Origin of the sequence: Paenibacillus solisilvae, from assembly GCF_042656405.1 — a bacterium.
Classification (GTDB): domain Bacteria; phylum Bacillota; class Bacilli; order Paenibacillales; family Paenibacillaceae; genus Paenibacillus_Z; species Paenibacillus_Z solisilvae.
On the sequence record NZ_JBHSOW010000070.1, the window covers coordinates 48,664 to 71,205 of the forward strand.

Annotated in this window: 26 protein-coding genes; 21 read left to right on the plus strand and 5 right to left on the minus strand. The window is 44.2% G+C overall.

The features are described 5' to 3' along the window. Positions 1-12 precede the first annotated feature (12 nt). Together ACFPYJ_RS19425 and ACFPYJ_RS19430 are read left to right on the plus strand one after the other, a co-directional pair. Positions 13-906, plus strand: coding sequence for a carbohydrate ABC transporter permease (locus ACFPYJ_RS19425; protein ID WP_379189846.1), 894 nt, complete (start codon positions 13-15; stop codon positions 904-906). Between the two features lie 136 nt (positions 907-1,042). Then, on the plus strand, positions 1,043-1,294 hold the full coding sequence (locus tag ACFPYJ_RS19430) for an HD domain-containing phosphohydrolase (protein ID WP_379189873.1): 252 nt from the start codon (positions 1,043-1,045) through the stop codon (positions 1,292-1,294). A gap of 579 nt (positions 1,295-1,873) precedes the next feature. Here ACFPYJ_RS19430 and ACFPYJ_RS19435 read toward each other — a convergent pair. Next, the gene (locus tag ACFPYJ_RS19435; protein ID WP_379189847.1) at positions 1,874-2,050 is read right to left on the minus strand and encodes a hypothetical protein; all 177 of its coding nucleotides are present in this window, start codon (positions 2,048-2,050) and stop codon (positions 1,874-1,876) included. Between the two features lie 396 nt (positions 2,051-2,446). Between ACFPYJ_RS19435 and ACFPYJ_RS19440 the strand changes: the two genes are divergently transcribed. The 3 genes from ACFPYJ_RS19440 to ACFPYJ_RS19450 all read left to right on the plus strand — a co-directional run bounded on the left by ACFPYJ_RS19440 (position 2,447) and on the right by ACFPYJ_RS19450 (position 4,249). Then, positions 2,447-2,779: a hypothetical protein gene (locus ACFPYJ_RS19440; protein WP_379189848.1), complete on the plus strand. Its 333-nt coding sequence runs from the start codon at positions 2,447-2,449 to the stop codon at positions 2,777-2,779. A 183-nt stretch (positions 2,780-2,962) separates the two neighbouring features. Continuing rightward, positions 2,963-3,334 carry a (2Fe-2S) ferredoxin domain-containing protein gene (locus ACFPYJ_RS19445; protein ID WP_379189849.1) on the plus strand — a complete coding sequence of 124 codons (372 nt, stop codon included), beginning with the start codon at positions 2,963-2,965 and terminating at the stop codon, positions 3,332-3,334. A 60-nt stretch (positions 3,335-3,394) separates the two neighbouring features. Further along, entirely contained in the window at positions 3,395-4,249 is an 855-nt protein-coding gene (locus ACFPYJ_RS19450) for a DUF2785 domain-containing protein (RefSeq protein ID WP_379189850.1), read from the plus strand. Between the two features lie 690 nt (positions 4,250-4,939). On the opposite strand, the gene ACFPYJ_RS19455 is transcribed toward ACFPYJ_RS19450, so the two are convergent. Further along, a complete protein-coding gene (locus ACFPYJ_RS19455; RefSeq protein WP_379189851.1) occupies positions 4,940-5,719 on the minus strand; it encodes a phytanoyl-CoA dioxygenase family protein in 780 nt (259 codons plus the stop codon). Positions 5,720-5,849: 130 nt separating this feature from the next. On the opposite strand from ACFPYJ_RS19455, the gene ACFPYJ_RS19460 reads away from it, so the two are divergent. Further along, entirely contained in the window at positions 5,850-6,695 is an 846-nt protein-coding gene (locus ACFPYJ_RS19460) for a helix-turn-helix transcriptional regulator (RefSeq protein ID WP_379189852.1), read from the plus strand. Between the two features lie 382 nt (positions 6,696-7,077). Here the strand turns inward: ACFPYJ_RS19460 and ACFPYJ_RS19465 are convergent, their stop codons facing one another. Then, complete coding sequence (locus tag ACFPYJ_RS19465; protein ID WP_379189853.1) at positions 7,078-8,268, minus strand: MFS transporter; 1,191 nt, start codon at positions 8,266-8,268, stop codon at positions 7,078-7,080. Positions 8,269-8,294: 26 nt separating this feature from the next. After that, complete coding sequence (locus ACFPYJ_RS19470) at positions 8,295-8,552, minus strand: Atu4866 domain-containing protein (RefSeq protein ID WP_379189854.1); 258 nt, start codon at positions 8,550-8,552, stop codon at positions 8,295-8,297. Between the two features lie 160 nt (positions 8,553-8,712). Here ACFPYJ_RS19470 and ACFPYJ_RS19475 point away from each other — a divergent pair, with 160 nt between their 5' ends. Continuing rightward, the gene (locus tag ACFPYJ_RS19475; RefSeq protein WP_379189855.1) at positions 8,713-9,633 is read left to right on the plus strand and encodes an AraC family transcriptional regulator; all 921 of its coding nucleotides are present in this window, start codon (positions 8,713-8,715) and stop codon (positions 9,631-9,633) included. A 231-nt stretch (positions 9,634-9,864) separates the two neighbouring features. Here ACFPYJ_RS19475 and ACFPYJ_RS19480 read toward each other — a convergent pair whose 3' ends face one another. After that, positions 9,865-10,161, minus strand: coding sequence for a transposase (locus ACFPYJ_RS19480; RefSeq protein ID WP_379189856.1), 297 nt, complete (start codon positions 10,159-10,161; stop codon positions 9,865-9,867). 455 nt (positions 10,162-10,616) lie between these two features. Here ACFPYJ_RS19480 and ACFPYJ_RS19485 point away from each other — a divergent pair, with 455 nt between their 5' ends. The 14 genes from ACFPYJ_RS19485 to ACFPYJ_RS19550 all read left to right on the plus strand — a co-directional run bounded on the left by ACFPYJ_RS19485 (position 10,617) and on the right by ACFPYJ_RS19550 (position 21,765). After that, the gene (locus ACFPYJ_RS19485) at positions 10,617-11,297 is read left to right on the plus strand and encodes a response regulator transcription factor (RefSeq protein ID WP_379189857.1); all 681 of its coding nucleotides are present in this window, start codon (positions 10,617-10,619) and stop codon (positions 11,295-11,297) included. A gap of 86 nt (positions 11,298-11,383) precedes the next feature. Beyond that, positions 11,384-13,048, plus strand: a complete 1,665-nt coding sequence (locus ACFPYJ_RS19490) for a sensor histidine kinase (RefSeq protein ID WP_379189858.1) — start codon at positions 11,384-11,386, stop codon at positions 13,046-13,048. Further along, positions 13,041-13,919, plus strand: a complete 879-nt coding sequence (locus ACFPYJ_RS19495) for a hypothetical protein (protein WP_379189859.1) — start codon at positions 13,041-13,043, stop codon at positions 13,917-13,919. Before ACFPYJ_RS19490 ends, ACFPYJ_RS19495 begins: the two co-directional genes overlap by 8 nt. 174 nt (positions 13,920-14,093) lie before the next feature. Next, positions 14,094-14,294, plus strand: coding sequence for a hypothetical protein (locus ACFPYJ_RS19500; RefSeq protein ID WP_379189860.1), 201 nt, complete (start codon positions 14,094-14,096; stop codon positions 14,292-14,294). Between the two features lie 950 nt (positions 14,295-15,244). Then, on the plus strand, positions 15,245-15,400 hold the full coding sequence (locus tag ACFPYJ_RS19505; protein ID WP_379189861.1) for a hypothetical protein: 156 nt from the start codon (positions 15,245-15,247) through the stop codon (positions 15,398-15,400). 362 nt (positions 15,401-15,762) lie between these two features. Then, the gene (locus ACFPYJ_RS19510) at positions 15,763-16,242 is read left to right on the plus strand and encodes a MarR family winged helix-turn-helix transcriptional regulator (protein ID WP_379189863.1); all 480 of its coding nucleotides are present in this window, start codon (positions 15,763-15,765) and stop codon (positions 16,240-16,242) included. 2 nt (positions 16,243-16,244) lie between these two features. After that, positions 16,245-17,309 carry an Atu2307/SP_0267 family LLM class monooxygenase gene (locus ACFPYJ_RS19515; protein WP_379189864.1) on the plus strand — a complete coding sequence of 355 codons (1,065 nt, stop codon included), beginning with the start codon at positions 16,245-16,247 and terminating at the stop codon, positions 17,307-17,309. A gap of 267 nt (positions 17,310-17,576) precedes the next feature. Then, positions 17,577-17,804: a hypothetical protein gene (locus tag ACFPYJ_RS19520; RefSeq protein ID WP_379189874.1), complete on the plus strand. Its 228-nt coding sequence runs from the start codon at positions 17,577-17,579 to the stop codon at positions 17,802-17,804. A 126-nt stretch (positions 17,805-17,930) separates the two neighbouring features. After that, positions 17,931-18,176 (plus strand): SDR family NAD(P)-dependent oxidoreductase, encoded by a 246-nt coding sequence (locus ACFPYJ_RS19525; protein WP_379189865.1) that lies wholly within the window; start codon positions 17,931-17,933, stop codon positions 18,174-18,176. Between the two features lie 146 nt (positions 18,177-18,322). After that, positions 18,323-19,372 (plus strand): Fic family protein, encoded by a 1,050-nt coding sequence (locus tag ACFPYJ_RS19530; protein ID WP_379189866.1) that lies wholly within the window; start codon positions 18,323-18,325, stop codon positions 19,370-19,372. Between the two features lie 111 nt (positions 19,373-19,483). Continuing rightward, positions 19,484-19,759, plus strand: a complete 276-nt coding sequence (locus tag ACFPYJ_RS19535) for a hypothetical protein (RefSeq protein WP_379189867.1) — start codon at positions 19,484-19,486, stop codon at positions 19,757-19,759. Next, on the plus strand, positions 19,746-19,988 hold the full coding sequence (locus ACFPYJ_RS19540) for a hypothetical protein (RefSeq protein ID WP_379189868.1): 243 nt from the start codon (positions 19,746-19,748) through the stop codon (positions 19,986-19,988). Before ACFPYJ_RS19535 ends, ACFPYJ_RS19540 begins: the two co-directional genes overlap by 14 nt. Before the next feature lie 789 nt (positions 19,989-20,777). Further along, a complete protein-coding gene (locus ACFPYJ_RS19545; RefSeq protein WP_379189869.1) occupies positions 20,778-21,296 on the plus strand; it encodes a hypothetical protein in 519 nt (172 codons plus the stop codon). Positions 21,297-21,471: 175 nt separating this feature from the next. Further along, the gene (locus tag ACFPYJ_RS19550; RefSeq protein WP_379189870.1) at positions 21,472-21,765 is read left to right on the plus strand and encodes a transposase; all 294 of its coding nucleotides are present in this window, start codon (positions 21,472-21,474) and stop codon (positions 21,763-21,765) included. Positions 21,766-22,542 lie beyond the last annotated feature (777 nt).

Sequence of the window (22,542 nt, forward strand, 5' to 3'; positions counted from 1 at the left end):
GGGGGCCTTATAATGTGGCAGCATCCCACGATGGGACGTAAAGTGTTCCTTACGATAAATTCCGTTTTCCTGCTGCTTGTCGCGCTGCTGTGCCTGGTACCGATCGTTAACATACTGGCGGTGTCCTTCAGTTCCAGCGCAGCCGCCGCAACCGGCAAAGTCGGATTGTGGCCCATGGATTTTACATTTAGCTCCTATAAGTTCGTAGCGGGACGGCATGAGTTTTTTACGTCGTTCTTCGTATCGCTGAGGCGCGTCCTGATCGGTGTGCCGCTGAATATGATCCTTACGATCCTGATCGCTTATCCGCTCTCCAAGGAAGCGGCGAAATTCCGCCTGCGCAGCGTGTTTGTCTGGTTTTTCCTGATCACGATCCTGTTCAGCGGCGGTCTCATCCCCTGGTACATGACCGCCAAACAAACCGGGCTGCTCGATACGATTTGGGCGCTTATCCTGCCGGGAGCGGTGCCGGTGTTCAATGTCATCCTGCTGCTCAATTTCTTCCGGGAGCTCCCGAAGGAGCTTGAGGAAGCGGCTTTCATCGACGGCGCCGGCCACTGGACGACGCTGTGGAAGGTGTTCGTTCCCATCTCCGTACCGGCCATCGCGACACTCACGTTGTTCTGCATGGTCGGCCATTGGAATTCCTGGTTTGACGGTCTCATCCTGATGAACAAGCTTCAGAATTATCCGCTGCAAAGCTATCTCCAATCCGTTATCGTGAAATTCGACGCCACGCTGCTGAGCAGCGGATCGGCGGACCAGTACAAGCTGCTGAGCCAGATCTCGAACAAAACGACCAAGGCCGCCCAAATCTTCATCGCGTCGCTGCCGATCCTGATCGTCTATCCGTTTCTGCAGCGCTTTTTCATTTCCGGCATTGTGCTCGGCAGCGTGAAGGGCTAGCGGTACCGAAGGAAAATAAGGTAAAGAGTGAAGGTTAGAGGGTCAAGCCACTGAGTATACTCTTTGGAATGGATTATTTTAGGCTAATTTTGTTACAAAATGGCATCGCACGAAATAACAGTCGTAATATCTCGAAATTACGCTTCAGCATCATGAAAGAGAAGATGGCAGCGGATATCCGCTTGGGATATCGGGCGAGAAAATCACTCCATTCAGCAAAATATTTGCGATTTTTCAGGAGATCTATCAACGCGCATTCGGTTTATTCGATCCGATGATCGTTCAATGTTTATCACCAATGATGAATAGATTGATCGGGTCGGTTCTCATGTCCGATGGTCAAGTGGCTCGCATCCACTGGTTCTCCAGTACGTTCATGAATGGATGAAACTTGTGCGTTCGGTCTCAAAAACAATACGATTCGTTTTTTGAATTATAACGATTACAAGCATACGAATTCGTTGATACTCATGACTTTCGATTTTAACAAATAATAATCTTCTTTAATCCCCAGCTCTTTCAGTCGGGCTTGACAAGCGAACAACCAGCTCTAAGGCGGGCGTACACATGTTCCATTGCCTAGCTTTTCCTTCTTTGCGTTTCCGTAGATAACATGAGAGAAAAGTGAAGATACGAAATATACATTTGGTCTAGAAAGAGACCTTAATAATTAATAAATTTTGATGCATTAACCGCATGAAAGCTATCCGGATCCTCCGGGTAGCTTTTTTTTCGTCCAACTTTGATGGCTGGCGAACCATCCCGCACACTGGTGTCCTCTGTTCATCACCTACAATCAAACCCATTGCTGCTGCAGCTCGATGTAAAAACCCTGATATTATCCCGCGAAGATAACAATCCCACTACCTAGACCCCTTCATGAAACAAAAATCAGAAGCTCTCGCTTTCACAAGAAAGAACCAAAGATCTGGAGATCAAGGGCAAGGTAGATAACCGGCTGCGCCAGTTATCTTTGTCCGGTCACCCAAAAGGAGGCGACGAAGTTCAGGGTTTGGAAACAGCGGTTTTCGCGGCCGTCTTGTTCCTTTATGTTTTCTCCCGCGTTCATCCAAGTGCTGTTTGCCGTATCTGTCATCTTAGCCAGCCATATCGAACCTTGTCCTGCAAGGGCGGCTTTTCTCATTCGAGAACGCCGTCCATCCGGGCATACCCTTGCACGACAAGAACCGAAATGGCAAATCGGGCTATGACAGCTTTGACAAACGGATGAACGCTCCTTGAAAACATCATACACAAGACAGAAAGTTCGCAAGTCAGATCTATGTTTCCAAACCCTTAAAGACTCCGCTCATTGCCGCTCGGGCTAGACCAGCAATCGAAACGGTTTAACCAATATATTCCATATGGTTCGTATGACACAAACACAAAAAATGATAGCCAGTCACATCATTGACGGAGATGGTGACAATCAGTTATCCGGTTCCATCCGTAAAAGTGACTTGATTCGCTGGAAGGAACAGCATGCAGGACTAGAGTAACAATATCCGAAGTACATCATTTGAATAGAGGGGGATCTGGCATGAAATATGGTGTTCGCATCACAGCTACAGGTGAATATTTACAACATTTTGAACCGCCGCTATATACGAAGGAAAAAATAGAGGCCTTAAATTTTGATTCAGAAGTAGATGCTGCCTTATTTTGTCGTCCCTTCGAGGTCATCGATCCATTCTTCGAAGAAGGAGAGGAGCTTACGGGTGTATGTCACTATTGCAAGGAACGTCTTGCAGATAGTACAGGTTTAGAAAATGCTTGTGCAAGCTGTGGAAAGCGAACGACAATACTCGGAATAGTCTTCTTTGAGCGGGACCTGATCGTAGGTTTCTCTGAAGAACTGGCTATCCACTCGTGAAAGCTAAAAATTCCAGAGCGCAAAGGTTTTATAGTAAAATAGGAGGGACTTAGACATAACATTACTTCTTAAAAGCTATTTGATCCTGTTCTGTACCAAAGAATCATTCGCATTATTCCTAAGTCCCAGAAGGAGTGTCACTATATCCAATATTCGTGAGAATATCAGAAGGGAGATATTTAGATGGCAAAAAAGAGCAAGTCTCAGGAAAGAATGGAGAGCATGCAGCATCATGTACTTATTTGTTGTGGACCGAGCTGCACCCAAGCTTCCTCGGAAGACGTTCTAGCAGCGATGCATGAATGCGTAAAGACCGAAAACCTTGACGAGAAGGTCCGGATTACCGTTACGGACTGTATGCTGCGCTGCTCCCAATCTCCGACAGTTATTGTCTATCCCGATGGCGTATGGTATCAGAAGATGACCCCTGAGGCGGCGGAACGAATTGTGAAGGAACATCTAGTATTGGGAGATTTTGTAGCCGAGAAAGCCCAATATCGATTCCTCGGAGGGAAATTTGAGCCTTGCAAGGTGCGAAAAGTCAAGGACAAGTAATAGTCATTTTGTGAAAAGATTCATAAATAGTCTACAGGTTGAAATAAGGAGGTATATAGCTTGCAAAAAAATAGGATGTTTAATGAGGAAACGTTATTATCACTGTTAAACAAAATATCCAAGCAGCAATTTGAAGTCCCCCCGGATATTGAACCTTTTGAGCTTATCAAGGAAGTTTGCAGGCATTTGGGGAATCCAAATCCTGTGCTTCGTGATGAACTTGGTTATTCTCTTCTAGCAGAATGGATATATAAGAAAAAGACTCTAAACCATCAGCAATTACGAGAACTATACTCAATTATGGTTTCAAATCATATGTGGTTCTGCAGAATAGGAGAAATTAATACGGATAGTGTCTTTATGCGCAGCTTTACTAGCTTGGGAATTACTCTCCTGCTGCTAGTAGATATAGATACACCTTTTTTAACTATCGAAGAGTGGGAGATTTTATTAGAGCGGACTGTAGTTTATTGTACCTTAGAGAAAGACTTACGGGGTTATGTAGAAGAGAACGGTTGGTTACATGCTGCAGCTCATGCTGCTGACGTGCTTAATGCTTTCGCTAAGCACCCAAACTTTTCAGTTAACCATACCAGATTTATATTAACAGCTATAAACAAAGTTATGGAGAATGCTCTAGATGTATTTCGACATGAGGAAGATGAACGTTTAGCACGCGCCATTGCTAATCTTATTGAAAACAAACATCTCCCATTAGAAGAACTCATTACATGGTTCGAGCAGGCAAATATTGATTTTGAACCCTATATTGTAAGAATGACAAAACGAATCAACTGGAAACATCTTCTACGTTCATGTATTTCACAATTGACAAAAAGGAAATTATTAACTGACTCTATGGACAAATCAGTTCTAACCACTTTTAATAACCTTTTCGATAGTCCTTATATATAAATAGAGAGATTAAACGATCTCATGGGTGCATTCCTCCCATCAAATCGGTAATCTTCATCGGACTATTCTACCCAAAATTAGTAGTGCTTACATAGAAGATATTTCGAAAGTATTGCGGATACGAGGATGATCATACTGCAGACATGGACAGCGGAATATAGGGATTATCTCGTCAGAAAGAAAAGATTGCAGGAGCCAAAGCTTTTGAGTTTCAAGCTGATGGAACTTCAGGTTCTGTCATGTTTGAGTCACAGCGATTTATTGTTGTGACTTTTTGTTCCATGTAACCAAATTGATTTATACCGTCTTTGTTAATGAGAGACCGGTTCTCAAGAAGGATAAAGGGGAAATACAAATATCGTCGCCCTTTTGAGTCGGATATTCGAATAAGCTCTCCCGAGAGGGGGGACCGAAGGAATCATTAGTTCGGCAGCCTTATTTTACGTTAACGGGCAGATATGTTCGGTAGTAAGAGAAGGCCATGCACTCATTTAATAAACTACATAATTAAAAGGACAGTATTGAAAGGTTGACCTTTCTATACTGTCCTTTTAATTTCTTCATCTTCACTATTACTAAGATAAACATAAACTAATTGTTTACATATTTCATACCTTCTGATCTAAGACTTTCTTCTAACAATTCTGGATGTTTTATAAGAAGTGGTTTAAGCCTGGATAAGGTATAGTTCTAATCAACGTTCAATAAATAACGCGCCGCCGGAGAAATTCGGTCATACGTTGATTTTCGGATATATTCCCGCATATTCTGCTGCTGTTCGAATTCGCGCGCTACGTAGTACGGATGGATCGCACGTCTCGTCCGATCCGTATGGTTGACTGTTCCCCCGTGCCACGTGTGCGAGTTCAACACCACAACAGAACCGGCTGGAGCCGTGACCACAATTTCGTCAGGGTGGGCATCTTTCAAATTCTTCATGTAATCGGCAGGTTTTCCGGCTAGTTTATGTGTTCCCGGCACGACACGGGTAGCTCCGTTCTCAGCCGTGAAATCGTCCAGCATCCAGATCGATATGGCCACGTTATAAGGTTCATTATCCATTCGGCCGCCCCAATCCGCATGCAAATCCTGATGCCCGAATCCCGGAACCGCATCGCGGCCATTCATCGCCGAGACCTTGAATTCGCGGCCAATCACGTGGTAAACGGCGGCCAGTATTTTGGGGTGGATGTAGGTCCCGTCGAAAACTTCCCCTTTATTCGCTAAATCCGACAGCCTGCGGGTACCCTCCTCCTGGTGAACTTCCGTACCGGCTTTCGCCCCTTCCTGTTCCATTAAGTACTCATACTGTTGTTGCAGCTTGCCCAGCCATTCCGCATCGATCAACCGTTCGAACAAAACATATCCCTTCTCGTCGAGCGAGCGCATCTCCTCGTCCGTCAACGTCGATCCGGTAACGTCATAATAATGAAGAACATCTTGGATATTGTTTACAAACGCCTTATTCAATTCATGCGCCTCCGTTTCATATATTCTCAAACGCTTGATTTACTTGAATTGTAACATGTGACAAAAAGCTTGGTTATGTAGTATATTGACTTTTACCTTTTGTATATTGCTCAATGGGGGGATTTTAAAGATGCCCGATTCAATGTTTGCCGGCAGCGGCCGTCCGAGCTTGCGGTATGCCGGAGCTTTGGACATGCCTGCAGGGGAGCGATTCGTCAATCCACTGCATCACAATCCGGAGGAAGCAGAATTGATGCTGATTGCTGAAGGCGAGGGTGCGTTTATTTTTGACGGACAGCGTTACTTCGCCGGACCCGGCACCATCATGCTTTACAATCAGGGAATCTGGCACGACGAGCGTTCGCATTCCCATATACCTTTTCGTACGCTGTATTTGGGCATTGCTAATCTCCAACTGTCCGGGCTGCCCCCGGGTTATTTTATTGTCCGCAATGAATCACCAGTGATTTCGCTTGGCGAACATTATTTTTCCTTGGCACAACGTTTTCGAGAGTTGGTCGAGGCCAAACATTCGCGCGAAGCTGATTCCGACCTCCTGGCCGATCATCTATTGATGGTTTTTCTCATTGAATTGGCCCGCATCATTCATCAACCTAAGACTCCCGACTTTCGCCCCGCCGCTTTAGCCTCCTCACAAACGGTGCATCTCACGAAGCGACTCATTCATGAGCGCTACATTCACGACATCACTTTGGAAGAGCTGGCGAGGCATGCACATATAAGTCCCTATCACCTTTGCCGCCTATTCAAGAAGGAAACAGGGCATACTCTTTTTCAATATATAACTCATTACCGAATGGATGTTGCGAAACGTTACCTGACGACAACCGAAGAAACCATTGCCAATATAGCGGGGTTGGTCGGCTACCGAAACGAGAGTTACTTTCAAAGTCTGTTTAAAAGATGCATAGGCACGTCACCTGGCCGGTATCGAGCGGCCCCGGCCCACAAGTAACACGTTTCGTGAGTGACTGTTGCCCATGGAAGTAAGAAAGGATCTTTCATCTATTCGACTCCGAAACTCCCAAAATGAATGAAAAGGCGAATACGTTATAAAGCAACCCGCATTGGACATACCGAATCCAGGGTAATCTTAGCAGCTACCGTGAGTTCTCCCCTTGGTCTACTCGCTCATTTTGAAACAGATTCAGACCAAGACTGAGTTCATCAGTGGATGTCATAAGCTCAATGTTTATAATAGGAAGCGTCGAAGAACAGCTAGTTCTTCGACGCTTTTTCGTTTTGGAGAAGAGAGTCCCTTCCGATCAATATGCGGATGGGGGTGTTATAATAATATTTTGATTGCTCGGTTCAAATGATAATTCAAACTACGGACATTATGCGTCAATATTGGATGGTCCACCCAGCGTTTGGCTGGAAAAAGATCTGACATATCTAAGAGATAAGATTACAGCTCCCACCGCGAAAGCGATTCCCACCGCTGAGACCCAGGAAATAGTGGTCAGCGATATTTGCTCTACGGCAACGCCGCCGATTCCAGCGCCAGCCGCCATGGCAAGTTGAATGGTTGAATTGTTTAGGCTAAGCATTATTCCCGAAGATTCAGGTGCAAGCGTTATTAAGTGCAATTGCTGCGGAGGACCCGGAGACCACGTTGCGAATGACCATATGATCAACACCGCTAATATAATCACTGAAGATTGAGCAAAGAGCATGATCAGAATCAGTGCCGCTACATTAAGCGATAATCCTCCGATCAGGGTACGGTGAATACCCCATTTGTCCGTGCTGAAACCTCCGAACCTAGACCCGATCAGGCTGGCTATGCCAACCGCGAATAACGTGATACTCAAGGTTTTATCGCTCATTCCTGTTACTGTAAGAAGGAACGGTGAAATGTAGGAGTAGAAAATGGAGTATCCGGTGATCCAGAAGAAAGATACAGATAAGCCAATTACCATTTTTGGTTGCTTCAGTAATGCGAACTGATTACGTAAGGGCACAGGGGCCTCCCCATCTATTCGCGGAATCGTGATTGCAATAATGAATATCGCTAATAACCCGACTAAACCAATTCCTCCGAAAATTGTCTTCCATTCGTAGGCCGAGGAAATCACTCTCCCAATAGGAACGCCGAGAATCAAGGAAGCCGTGAAGCCCATAAGGACTGCCGCAATTGCGCTTCCTTGCTTGCCTGGCAGGGCGACCTTGGTCGCTATCGTAAGGGAGGCGACAATCGTGACCCCAGCGCTTATCCCCATGAGTATACGAGATGCGATAAGAAGTTCATATCCCGGTAAAATATAGGCGAGTACATTGCTGATTACAAATAAGGTTAGAGCATAAAGTAACAATTTCCTTCGTTCCATACATGCCGTTAAAGCCATAATAATCGGAGTACCAAAAGCATAAGAGAGCGAAAAAATGGTAATTAATTGACCGGCCGTCACCAATGTGACTCCCGTTGACTCCGCAATCTTATCTAGAATGCCTGCTATGATATATTCCGATGTTCCGACTAGAAAACTAAGAACTGCTAATGTGTAGATTTTTAACGTGCTCGACATGTCTGATCAATTCCTTTTCCATTCGTTTATTCTTCTCGATATAAAATCATGCCGGCGTGGTATAGAACGCCATTGCGAAAGTCCCCGTCAGCTGTAAAGCCAGTATCGTCTACATAGTCGATATGATCTCCATTAAGCTTATAGCGGCCTTGATAGGCGCTTTGCTTATTGCCGCGCGCCTCGTCGTAACGTCCGTTAGGTTGAAGTTCATGTCGGATGTATCCGTTCTGGGTGACCCACATGCCTACATAAGATGTTTGTCCCTTATTGTTGCTTTTCTGCATTTTGGTTTCTCCTTTTATCGTGGATTTTGAATGCTTCTTCTCGAACTAGTATGGAGCATATTGGATCTGATACGGTAGCTGATTCAGGTAGAATTATTGCACAATCCTCCAAAAGATATATAATAAACCTAAAAGCTATCGGAGCGGAGAAACGGAGCCTATGACGATTACAATGAAAATGAATGAGGTAATCACGAGACAACAGCAGGAATTGGCAAGTCTTATCGATCGCCATACACCTAGCGCTGGAATGCATGATACAGCTATTTCTTCTTTGAAATATTTTCGCTATGACGGAGAATCGCAGCCGATCTATTCGGTCTATGATCCGTCGTTGTGCATTGTCGCACAAGGATCGAAATTGGTGTTGTTAGGACAAGAATGCTATCACTATAATCCAGCATCCTACTTGGTCGCCTCCGTAAATCTGCCGATTACAGGACAAATCATTCAAGCTGCTCCGCAGCATCCTTATTTAAGCCTTCAACTGAATTTTAGTACGGATCAGATTGTAGATATTATCAAAGTGTCTCATTCGGAATGGAGTATGGAAGGCTCGGGGCGCGGTCTATTAGTGAGCCAAACAAGCCCGTCACTTCTTGACGCAGTTTTGAGGTTAGTTCGGCTTCTAGATACGGAGCGGGATATTCCAGTTCTTGCTCCTCTGGTCATTCGTGAAATTCTTTACCGGATTTTGCAGGATCCACAGGGAGGGGCTTCAGTCCGGCAGTTCGCTGTCGCCGGCAGTCACGCTGAGCGGATCGCGAAGGTGATTAGTCTTATCAACCGCGATTTCGCTAAACCTCTACGTATCGATGAGTTGGCAGCGGCCACAAACATGAGCCCATCTTCATTGCACTTTCATTTCAAAGAGGTTACCGCAATGAGCCCCTTACAATATCAAAAGCAAGTCAGATTGCAGGAAGCTCGGCGTCTGTTGCTTCTGGATATACCGGAAGCGGCGAATGCCGGATTCCAAGTCGGTTATGAAAGTCCTTCCCAGTTCAGCCGTGAATACGTTCGCATGTTTGGTCTGCCTCCGTTAAGAGATATTAAGCGTCTTCGTGAGTCTTTAGCTTAGTAGGATAGGTGATTCCGGAAAAAGGGACATAACCCTAGCCGGTTCGAAGAAGCCTTAAAAGTGAGGAATCAATATCGTGTATTTGGATGATTATTTATTTGTTGGGTTAGGGGGCGTTTTCGGTATAACCTAAGTTTTCTAGCCGCCGAACTGATTACAGTACAATAGATTAATGCTTTTGTTTGTCAACGTAATCTTCGCTTAGACCACATATACTTCTTTGCTTGTTGATCATCGATACATGATGGCCCCTAGGTAATTCTTTGACGATACCACAATAATGAGTGCTTCCACTAAGGCTGATTTCAGATATTTAATTCCGTTTTTGTTTGATTTTCTTTTCCCTGCACACTCACTATGTCCAAGTACATGTCCTGACCAAGAACATAAATGTAAACGAGTTGCAGTAGGAAACTGTTTCTCAACATCTGCCCCGATTTCTGCTAAGATTTGTTCAGTCATTCGAGTGGCTATGCAAGGGATCGAATCTATGTTAGGAGTTAGGTCCAGGCACCCTTCGGTAATCATTCCCTATAAAAAAGAAGTTGCTGTAAGCAACTCCAGACACATCACGTTTTGTCGAGAGACAAGAACATAAATACATTAGGATCCGTGCGCTGCACGGTTTTTCTTTATATGTATACAAGCTGTTGTCCTTTGGCTGGACAAGAACTTGTGTTGTTTGCTTGTTCAGGAGGGCAATTCGCGGTCATCAGATGATATTTATACAACGTACACACGATGTACACAGGAGTGTTCTATGCTGAGTTTTGTAAGAACAAACGGAGGTGTAGTGTACATGAGGAAAGTAAGAGCCATTGTTCTGTATTCCAATTGGGATCACGCTCAGCAATGGTGAAATGTGGATCGGCCCAATCGGGTGGAAGATGGCCATAGTTATGATAACATGAGGGTAAATGAGAATCCATGTCGCAACTTAAATAAAGAAACAAAAGATGTGGATACGTGTGGAGTGTGCGGCATTGAAACGAAGTTTGTTATTGGTCGAAGATGATATGCTTATGCGTGAATTTATCACGGATTATTTCAAAAAGGAAGAATGGGAAGTGTATGAGGCGGAAAACGGAACAATCGCGCTTGATATTTTTGATCAGACCTCCGTTGACCTGGTTGTTCTAGACATTATGATGCCGGAAATGGATGGGTGGTCGGTATGCAGACGCATTCGCGAGAAGTCGGATGTACCGATCATCATCATCACAGCAAGGTCGGAAGACGATGATCAAGTTCTGGGGTTCGAGCTTGGAGCAGATGAATACTTGACAAAGCCCTTCAGCCCTAGGGTATTAGTCGCTCGAGCTACCGTATTAATGAAAAGAACAGAAGGGACGATTGGGCGTAAAGGCGACCTGCTTATCTATGGTAACCTGTTGGTGAACAGAAATGCCCATGCGGTATCCTTGGCGGGAAATGCAATTAATCTATCGCCCAAGGAGTACGACTTGCTCGTCTTTCTCATTAAACATTACGGCAAGGTGTTATCCCGCGAACACATTCTGGATGCGGTTTGGGGGTACGATTATTATGGAGATTTGCGTACGGTAGACACCCATATCAAAAAATTAAGAGCCAAGCTCGGAGATGAAGGCCGATATATATGCACCGTCATTCGTTCAGGCTATAAATTTGAGATGGAAGTATGAGAAGGCATAGCGTAGTCCTCAAACTTTTCGCTATAACGTCCGTGCTGATTTTGATTGTTTTTTCCTTGGTGTTGCTTGCAGAAGGATTGTATTTCGAGCGATTTTACCGGGCTTCGAAAATTAACGCACTGGAACGGAATATGGATCAATTCGTGAATCAATTCAATCAGACAGCAAATGAACGGCAGAGTTCGAGGCTGCTCGGCGCATTTATGAATGATAATGATGCAAGTACCTCCATCTTAAATCATCGGTTTGAACGAAGAAGCCTAAATCCTTATTTCGTGGAGCTGCAAGCGAATGGCAAGACCATTGAAATTCGCATTTCAAGTGATGGAACGACAATTGATGAAATACCGCAAGGGATTCGAATCGGCGATATGCTGGTGGTAGATGGGATCTTCATGGATCAGGAAGACACAATCATGCAACCTGTGGTTATACAGAAGAAAAACACGGACCTCGAAAAAGGATTGATACGAGTAAAAGGGAAGATAACGGATTTAATGCTGCCTGAGCGGCGATCGTACAACCCTCTTTACCAAGATGCCCTAATCGATGATGCGCTTCAGGACTGGATGCCAAAAGCAGAACAAGATCAGTCTCGCTTGCGGAACGGTTTGTCTGTTCAGTTGGAGTGGAGCGACAAATGGAGCGGTGTTCATTATGACGTAATAATTCGATCGCTTTCAGAGGGTAACGCTGGGGATCGTTATTTATTCGTCATGACTTCTCTGCAGCCTGTCGGGGAAGCAGTCGGGATTCTCAAGCAATATTTCGTTTATATGGCGCCGATCATTTTTGTGCTTGTGATCGTCCTGTCCATGATATATTCCAGAATCGTCTCACGTCCGTTGATTAAGTTAAGCCGCTCGGCAACGCGTTTGGCGAAGTTAGACTTTACCGTGCAGCCTGAAATCCATTCGAAGGACGAATTCGGGGAGCTGTCACGCAATATGGTTACGTTATCTCGGAATTTAGATACAACTTTAAAGGAGCTTACCCGTGCGAACTGGAAACTGCAGGAGGATGTGGAAGAAAAGCGGCGGTCCGAGCAGCTCCGCAAAGAGCTGATCGCAAACATCTCCCATGAATTGAAAACCCCTCTGGGCATTGTTAAAGGTTTCGCGGAAGGACTGCAGGACGGGGTGGCGGGCGATAAAAGAGACCGTTACCTTGCTTTAATCGTGAATGAAACAGATCGAATGAATGCTTTAATCATGGATATGCTGGAGCTTTCCAAATACGAAGTCAAGGCCATACAACTGCAGACCAGGAGCATATCCATCACAGATCTTGTTCAAAAGGCAGCGGATTCGTTTTCACAGCAGTTAGAGAGCAAGTACCTTCAAAACAGGATAAACAAAGGCGAAGTGGAAGAACTGTTCGTAAAGGCAGACCCCAGACGGATCGAACAGGTCGTTCTGAACTTATTGAGTAATGCCATTCGCCATGCAGTAGAATACAGTGTCATTGCCATTACCGTCCAACGGACCTCTAACGGAAAAGTAGCCATAGTAATCGAAAACGCCGGAGCTCCCATTGCCAAGGGGGAACTGAGCCGGATATGGGATCACTTCTACCGGGCGGAGCGTTCCCGGGATCGTAAATCCGGAGGGACTGGTCTGGGACTCGCGATCGTCAAGCATATTTTGGAGCTTCATGAAAGTGAGTATGGCGTAGTGAATACGAATCAAGGCGTGGCATTTTCTTTTACACTAAATGAAAGCAGAGGAAAACCCAATGAATAAAATGAAATTCGTCTTACTCGTTTCAGCTATGTTCGTGCTGATTCTGACCAGCGCTTGCGGCACAACTTTAAAATCTGGATCTTCGAAAATTATAGAAAATAATCAAGAAAATACCGCGGTTAATGATTCGACGAACTCCGAAGTTAATGGTTCGAAGAACTCCGACAAGCAAATATTGATTGTGATCGATCAGACTTCCAAAATGATTGAGGGAAATAGTTTCGATTTTGTCGTGAAGAAGATCCCGGAAGGATATTCTCTGGCTGAAATGAAGTGGATTTCCGACAAAAGCCAGATTGTAAATACGACGGCAGAAGCCATTCAACATGGAGCAAACGGTGAAGATGGATTTTACATTAGCGGAAACGGACAATACACCGGCTTCATATATTCGGATTCGATAAAAGGCGAGGAAGGTGAGGTTGTTTTTATATTCAAAGATGATCAAGGCAAAGAGTTAACTTGGAAAAAGAAATTAACTTTGGCCGGTGGAATTTCGGATGAAAATCCGCAAGATACATTAAAGAAATATATCCAGGCTGTCGAGGATCGTGATACAGTAAGATTGGTCGAGTTATACGGTGGCGGCTACCAGGGTCTCATCAATTTATTCCCCGAAACGGACCCTGATGACAAGCAAAAACTAGTTGAACAGTATCTTAAACTGATGCCTAAAATCACCCTTAAGGAGATTATTAGTCAGTCCGAAGGAAGTAAGGACGAATATAAGTTCGTGATTACGCTTAAGCAGGAAGACGGAACCTTGTTCAAAACAAGGGAGTTCGACACGATTACCGACAAGTTTACCTACACAGTTAAAAGAGTTGACGATAAATTGAAAATCATTGAACTACCTCCATATCAAGCATAATTAACGCTCAAAGAAAAGCAGCCGATTGTAGCTGCTTTTTCCATAACTTGAAGGGGGCGAAATTGATTGCGTTAGATGACTCAAGTGTGGATGCCAAATCACCGTTATAATTCCTTGTCAAAAAACACATATTAAATGCTGGGGAATTTCCCAGAATAATGGAGGTGATAACTAATGACATCAAGCCGGAATCATCAAGAGGCGCATGGAATCGGTCAGATTGAAGAACAATTAAAGCAGCAGGCTGATGCGGCGGATGCCATCCAAGGCGGAAATAAAACTGATCTTGAAATTGCTAAGGCTGCGAACCGCGATGCTCACACTTCGCTGGATGAGATGAAGGAGGGCCATAACGAAGGTTCTTCAATAGTTTAGATTTGCACAAAACAAGTGAAAAACGATAGAAATACTTAAAAAAAGCAACTCGTTCCTTGTCAGTGAACTGTGACCCTATTGGTGGACAGTTTATAACAAACAGCCCCTTAGAATAGACATTGGAAAAACCCCTGGGTTAATCCGATGAATTCTAGGGGGTGCATTTTTTATGGCGTTTAAAGGACAAAAGTTTAAAGATGAAGTCTATTACTTTGACAAAAACTGGAGATGAAGATTCAAGAATGACCGCGCCATATATGTGGCAACGAAAAACAACGCTTCACTTACCTTTAGTATAATTACCGCAAAGGGAAATAAGATTCCAAAGGTGCTTCAGAGGTAAAAAAAGGGAAGCCGAATTGTCGTGATTGGCCTAGCCGTACATGCACCGCCACATACAACTAAAAACTTGTGAGTAACGTTCTTGTAACAAACCAAAACCATCGCCCAATTGGACGATGGTTTTTGCTGTGCCCCGAAAAAGGAACAGGTAGACGGATTTCAAGCGCTAATCCAGCTAAGAGTAATCATAGAGACAAACTATGATAACGATAGAAAAAGCTGCATTGATCGATGAGGAAGCATTCCGTTATATTTGCGTTGGCGAATTTAATAATCGATGCAAAAATGTGGGATAGTAAGCGGTATCCGCTTCAGCGGCGTCGATTTTGAAGATCCGAACTTCGAACGTCAGGAGTATAGCAAGTGGCCTATGGCCAGTCTAAAACCGCCAATGCGTTGTTTGCCGTTGAATTAGATCGGCTAGGCTACTCGCATGGCGTTCGTGCTTTTTCTCTCCATCTCGGCAGAATCATGACCGATTTGGCGAGATTTTTATCGGAGGAGGAAAGCGCAATAGGCGGCGTATATAAAACTGCCGAGCAGGGAGCCGTACTAGCGTATGGTGTTCGACAAGTCCTCAGTTTGAGGGCAAAGGCGGCGTTTATTGTATGGATGCCGATATCGCTAAGGTCATTCCTGAATTTGATCTGCAAGGAATAGGGCAGATGCTAACTGGCGTTCTCCTCTGGGCGATCGATCCCGGTTTTGCAGAGCGGCTTTTGAAACTTAGCGAAGAGCTGACAGGCGTGAAGTTCAAGGCTTGATTCTATTCGGGCTAAGGACACCTGCATCAAACATGACGGCATAAAATAGAACTGACCATTTTAGCCAGGTGGCTTCAGGTCAGCTTCAGCGTGTAAAGAACCCCGCGTTTTTAACGACGGGTTTCTTTTTTCATTCCTATCGGCCGCCGAGTTTCAAAACATGTGGCTCCGACGTTCTTCATGGATCAGACCGCCTGGGCGTTCACTTACTTTGGAGCCTCCGTAGATTGACAAATTAATATACTAGTAATATATTATCTAATATTAGAATAAATATTTCGAGGGTAAAGGGGGTGAGTTTCTATAGATATCCCTAAGCAGGATATCCGCTGTATGTTAAACCAATTAAAGGGGAGTTATGCATGACAGAACACGATGCCGAGGGCAAGGCTCTCGATTTAAGACTGATGCGCGTAATAAGTAAATCCGTGGAAGTATTATACGCGAGCTTAGAAGATGCCATTAAAAGCTATGGGCTTAGCATGGAAACCTTTCGAATTCTCGAGTTTCTTTACAGTAAAGGCGCGCACACCATCCAGAAAATCAGCGAAACTTTCTCGATCCCTAACGGAAGTATCACCTACGTGGTCGATAAGCTTGAGAAGAAGGGGCTTGTGGAACGGCTCCCTTGCCCAGGCGATCGACGTAAAATAAATGTGGCATTGACCGGGGAAGGACGACGCTACTTCGACAATATCTTCCCTCAACATGTTCAGACGATTTCCGACAATTTGTCCTTCGCGTCGGATGAGGAGAAGCTCGAACTTATTAAAGTGCTGAAAAAAATCGGATATGGAATCAAGAATCGCGAAGGCAATGCAAATCATGATGGGGGGAATTGAAAGTGGAAATAGGCGTAGATACGTTTGTCGAAACAACTCCGGACGTTCAAACGGGCGTTACGATGAGTCATGCGCAGCGATTGCGTGAGGTTGTGGAAGAAATCGTCCTGGCCGATCGAGTGGGGTTGGATGTATTCGGGGTCGGCGAGCATCATCGCAAGGAATTCGGGGATTCCGCTACTGCCCTTGTGCTGGCGGCAGCGGCGCCCATGACCAAAAGGATCCGCTTAACCAGTTCGATTACCGTGCTCTCTGCTGCAGATCCCGTACGCGTGTTTCAGGAATTTGCCACGTTCGACGGCATTTCAAACGGACGCGCGGAGATGATCGTAGGTCGAGGTTCGATGGTCGATGCGTTCCCGTTGTTCGGTTATGATTTGAAAGACTATGAAGCGCTTTTCGAAGAGAAACTGGAACTATTATTAAAATTAAGAGACTCGGAGAAGGCAACCTGGAAAGGAGGGCATCGACCGGCTTTTACGAATTTGGGTGTATATCCGCGTCCGGTTCAGAACCCTTTACCCGTATGGATCGGCAGCGGGGGTAACCCGGAATCGGCAATACGCGCAGGCGTACTAGGATTGCCGCTTGTATTGGCGATCATAGGCGGGAGCCCCTTGCGGTTTGCTCCGATCGTGCAACTCTATAAGAACGCAGCCGCTCGCGCAGGACATGATGAGTCGAAATTACGCGTAGCCGTACATTCCCTCGGTTTCGTTGCGGAGAGTACTTCGCTTGCGGTCGACCAGTATTTCCCTCCCACGCAAGCATCGTTTGATTTATTCGGAAAAGAGCGCGGTTGGGGAACATATAGCCGTTCGCACTTCGATGCCGAACGCAGCTTGGAAGGCGGACTTTACGTAGGCGATCCCGAAACGGTGGCCAACAAAATCATCCACATGCGCAAACATTTAGGCTTCACGCGATTTTTCCTGCATTTACCTGTCGGCACAATGCCTCATCATGAAGTTATGAGAGCCATTGAACTGTTGGGAACAGAAGTCGCACCGCGAGTTCGGGAAGAGATAGCAAGATGGGAACCCGAAGAAGGAATGGAAGTGCTTTAACAGATATTGCTGCAAAATCTAAGTAATCGCTATGTATATCCTCGTTTTATAAAGGGATTGCAAATAAAATGTGCCTCATAAAGTTGCAAAATATGGACTCATATAAGGGAAGTGAATTGAAATGAATGTATTATCCATCGTATTGCAAAGCGTGTTGACTCTGATGTTCTTAATGGCCGGATTCGGAAAAATTTCAGGTTCCAAGATGCAAGTTGAAAGCTTTAAGCGCTGGGACTGCCCCAATGGTTCCGAGTCGTAACGGGGCTGATTGAATTTGTCGGCGCCGCAGCCTTAATCATCGGTTATTGGGATGCGAGTTGGGTCGCCGTGGGAGCCATCATACTCGGGATTACAGGTATCGGCGGCATTATGACGCACCTTCGGGCTAAAGATTCTTTCAAGGATACGTTCATGATTATTCTTCTGGCCATTATCGGAATCGTATTGTTTGCTCTTCACGCATCCGAACTTAGCGATTTCCCGGGGTTTAATTAATTTGTCCAATGTATGATTTGAAAACATTTCGATAAGATTAACTTTGCCGCAAAGAACAAGTCTGGGGTGGAAGAAGTCGATCAGTTCTCTCTCCGGACAAACCACGGAATAGGAGTAAGCACTTATATGGGAATGATTGACAATAAGATCGTGTTAATCACCGGCACAGGAGGAGGTCTGGGTCGCGTCGCGGCGCTGACATTTGCGCGAGAAGGTGCAAAGGTCGTCGGGTGTGACATCAATGTTGATGCCAACAACGAGACGGTCGAACTCTTACGTCACTCCGAAGTCAAAGATGCGACAGTAGTCCAGGTCATTGAAAGAAATATGTTTTTCCTGAAGAATGGACCAAGTATAATATCGATTTCATAACACGTGTTAACTTTGGATACGGTCGGAATTCGACCTCTTAGCTCATAAAGAAAGTGTGATTGGAGTATTCGGATTATTTTTATTTAACGAATGTATTTATCTATATATTTTATGATACAATATATATAGATAAGGAGAGTGTGAAAATGATTACCTTTGATACAAATCAATTAGATACCATGGCTTGGAACAATACAGTTATTCAAATGCTAATTCGGTTGGGGGAATATAAAGGCAAACAAGCCTTGTACTTTCAACAATCTCCTGAAATATTAACAGCTCTTAAAAATGTGGCGATTATCCAAAGTACTGAATCGTCGAATCGGATTGAAAAAATTATTGTAACCAGTAAAAGGCTTGAACTACTTGTTCATGAGAAAGTAGCGCCCCAGGATCGATCGGAGTCTGAAATTGCAGGCTATCGAGATATTTTGGAAGTTATTCATAGTTCTGCAGAACATATGAGAGTTAATAATGGTTTAATCAAACAGATGCACCGTGATCTGATGAAATATGCCACTGGAGCTGGCGGGCGGTGGAAGCAAGCAGACAATAACATTACTGAAACCTTGCCAAATGGTAATGTGTTAATCCGGTTCGTCCCAGTGCCGGCATTTCAAGTCGATACAATGATGCAGAGTTTGAACACGGGTTTTCAGGCTAAACGTGATAATGGAGGAATTGGTGATCTAATTCTTATCGCGGTGTATGTGCTTGATTTTCTCTGTGTGCATCCCTTCTCAGATGGGAACGGACGAATGGCTAGGTTAATAACTCTTCTGCTGCTGTATCAAGCTGGATACGAAGTAGGGCGGTATGTCAGCATCGAAAAGATTATAGAAGAAACTAAAGAACAGTATTACAATACCCTGTACCACTCTTCCATGCATTGGCACGAAGGCAAGAATAACTTGTTGCCCTGGATCGAGTACTTCCTTTCTATCATGATTAAAGCCTATCAACGGTTTGAAGAACGTGTTGGGAGCTTGGATAGAGGTAGGGGCTGGAAAGCCCGTCAAGTGGAAGCTGTTATTAAACATATGATGGCCGATTTCACGGTTGCCGACATTTTAGAGCGTTGCCCAGGTATTGCAGGGCCAACCATCAGGCAGGTATTGAATAAACTGAGCCGAGAAAAGCAGATTGAAAGTATTTCTATGGGGCGAAATGCAAGATGGAGAAAATCGGAGATATGACTTAATCCTTGAGAGGAATGAACATGCAATGGAAGTGCTTTACTAAATACGGAGAGCTACTAATGTTTGAAGGTAGGGGTGCAGCTCTGCTGCGGTCAGGAGGCACAAACCTTGACTCGTAAAGAAGTTTGGCAAATGAGCGTTGAGGAACGACTATCGAGGCTGTTAAAAAGGATTCCGGATACAGTTTGGATGAATGATGAGGTTGTTGAATCCACTGGACAAGTTCCTATCCAATATAAATCAGAGTTTTCAAATGATGTAAAACGTCTTCTTCAACGTTTGGAGAATCATCATCATTGGTGGTCAAAGATTCTATCTGAAACAGAGAAGCAGCCAAAACTATCAGTTATAAAAACGGGTAAAAGAAAGATTGAAGAAAATTAAAGTGATGATGATTAACATCTACAGACCCCGAATTATCGGCAGCGGGGACAACTTGAAGCACTCCGCGACGGAAGAGAGTCCGCGGCCTACAGTGTCTTTTGGGCCGGATGGTCTGCTTACCTTTGCGTTTACAGCTATGTATTCTAATGGCGTGGTGAAGATGGATGTGGTGACGGTTAGCGTTTTGGATAATATTTACGATTTCATGCGTGAACATCGCGTGAAGTAAGTTGTTTATTTTAGCATTCTGTAGCTCGTTTTGAGCTGCAGGGTGCTTTTTTTTGTTCCCCGAACCTTTTTGGATCCCCCAGCTCGTTCAGTCGGGAGGATCAAGCGAATGACAGGCTCAAAGCCAGGCAAGAACGGCCTACCTAAGAGCCTGTACACGTTCCATAGATCCTCTTTTCCTCCTTTGAGTTCCGACGGCAGGGCACAGGACATCATTCCTCTTCGCTGCCGCTGCGTTCCAATCATCTCCTGCCAAGCCAATGGCCGTAGATTGCCTCAGTTGCTCTCCGGCAAACTACGAAGAGCTATACTCCATGTGGTTTCTTTTGTTTAAAATTTTTTTCTCAATCCAAAATCCAGTTGTATACGAACCCAAAACAGGCCCTCGATGGGACAGTGATATTTAGACATTTAACCAAAATAGAAATGATATAAACGACTCTTTCTGGGAGTCGTTTTTTTATTTTGAAGGTATCATTAAAGTCATAATTATACGTTTTTTGGAGCTTGGCTTCTCTTATATCCAAATTTTTTTAATTCGGTAAAATCCAAAACTCTTTTACCCTTTTGTAATCCCAATCTGGAATTAACCAGTTTATTTCACCACTTCTGTACACACGCCAGATGAGCAGTCCTTCATCATTGGTTAGCTGCAATCTATAACTGTTTTTAGTTTTAGAATTGGGGATTCTTTTTTTATTACATATTTAAGTATGAGGAAAGTGAAAAACCGCATAAATATAGGAGAACTGGAAAGAATGGCTATTAAAACCTACAATGAGGTGATAGCATGCAAGAAGCTCGAAAAGATGGATGGAAGTCTGATGAAGATCATTTACTAGCAGAAATCGTCCTAAGTCATATTCGAGAAAAAAGTTCACAGTTAGTAGCATTTAATGAAGCTGCAAAACAATTAGGAAGGACAGAAAGCGCATGTGGCTTTAGATGGAACTCCCTAATACGCAAACAATACGTAACGGAAATTAAAGCAGCCAAACAAGAACGAAAACAAAGCCCCAACGCTAAACAGGTAACGCAACAGATAAAAGTTTCCACTATAGTAGAAGAAATAGAACAGGAATACATGCCTGATTACATGGTACAGATTATTCTATTAGCTAATAAGCAGAAGCAACTTATTATAAATATGGCTAGTCAAATCAGTAACTTAAAAGAGCAATTAAAACAGAAAAACAATGAGCTTGAACATTTAAAAAAGAATGCTCAACAAAACATTACTGAAGAGACATTAAAAGATGACTTCGAGACGTTACTCCGAATATTCCATAGAGCAAAGAAATTGACTTAACAATTGTCCGAATGAAGAGTGGAGGTATTATCCCTGAAGCTTTATAACCGAACATCGATTTAGACCACGTTCGATAAACTCTTCTTTTTCTAAGTTCTTTGGCCCAACCCAGTGACCCTGCCCCGAATAGATAGACACATAGAAAACCTCTATAATATACGTGGAGGGATTTAATATGGGGCAGCGGAAGAAGTTTGACAAAGCATTTAAGGAGCAAGTAGTACTACGAATCTTGGCTAAGGAATCAACAGTAGACGATGCGGCCAAGGAACTGGATGTTCACTACACCACAGTCCGAGACTGGGTGAGAACGTATAAACGTGATGGAGAAGGCGCATTTCCAGGCAGTGGGAATTTAAAGGCTGAAGATGATGAGATGCGCAAGCTACGAAAGCAGCTCGCAGACTTAAAAGAAGAGAATGAAATCTTAAAAAAGGCGGCGGCCTACTTCGCGAAAAATCTGAAATAATCACGTTCACATTCATCTATGAACATCGCTTCGAATTTCGGATTGCGAAGTGGAGGCACGGGTTCATATATTTTGAACTTTGTTTCCAAAACACCTGTGGCTGAGATCCACCTGTACGATGGGGATGATATCCGCAATCGGGAATATTTGGGCCAAAAAAACCGTACCAACAAATCATAATCAAGCCTGGAATAACGGTAAAATTCGTTGTCAGTCAGTACGAGTCGCCATCAACGGAAACCAGCAGTACAAAGAATTATGTATTGTGGATTAATGAGATACCTATCGAATAATAAGGCATAAAGGGAATAGAACGAGTGTTCGAAAGATCGCTCGGAGAAAATTGGCTAAAACGGCCGAATATGTCGCTTTACGAGATTTGTCACTACTTTGTATAATGATCTTGTTCTTCCTCTCTAGTAACTAAGTGCAGATGCTTTTAAGAGCGGAGCGTTAAAGCACGAGCAGCGCGCATGTGCTTCTGTTTATGCGCTCGGTTTTTAAACATCAGCTGCACGAGAAGGAAGTTTCAACGAGTGATAAAGCCGTTCCACTCTACTTCACCGTCTGAAATGCACCCCACGTTACCGGAAAATCGTACGCGAGGGTGCCTCCTCACCATTGCATCGATCGTAATCTGCTCGTTACTGAGCATGGAATGTATAAACTTAATACAATCTGGGCATTATAGAAATACGGAGGGGTATAGACGAGGCCACTGAAAAAGTCCAAATCTTATAAACAGGATACCTTACCTCCACTTCGAGGGAGGGTATC